This is a genomic window from Mameliella sp. CS4, assembly GCF_019392335.1.
Classification (GTDB): Bacteria; Pseudomonadota; Alphaproteobacteria; order Rhodobacterales; family Rhodobacteraceae; genus Antarctobacter.
The window spans coordinates 1-322 of the sequence record NZ_JAHXRQ010000116.1; the positions used below are offsets into that span (position 1 = coordinate 1).

At 69.6% G+C, this 322-nt stretch carries 1 protein-coding gene; it reads right to left on the bottom strand.

The genetic code is table 11. The annotated features are described in order from the left end of the window. A partial coding sequence (locus KZZ07_RS26765; protein ID WP_219519975.1) for a GAF domain-containing protein occupies window positions 1–322 on the bottom strand: 322 nt, incomplete at both ends.

A 322-nucleotide genomic window follows, 5' to 3' on the forward strand; every position in this document is an offset into this window, starting at 1 on the left:
TCCGAGAGCACCATCGCGGTGGTCTGGAGCGCCTCGATCTCCTCCTCGGAGTAGACGCGGTAGGTCTTGTTCTGGACCGTCAGGACGCCGAGCGTGTTGCCGGCGCGCAGCAGCGGCACGCCCAGGAAGGCGTGATAGGCCTCCTCGCCGGTCTCCGGCCTGTACGAGAAGGCCGGGTGGTTCTGGGCATCGGACAGGGAGAGCGGCTCGGCCGTCCGCGCGATGAGGCCGACGAGGCCCTCGTCGGTGCGCATGCGGGTCTGGTGCACCGCCTCGCGGTTCAGGCCCTCGGTGGCGAACAGCTCGAGCGTGTTGTCGTCGC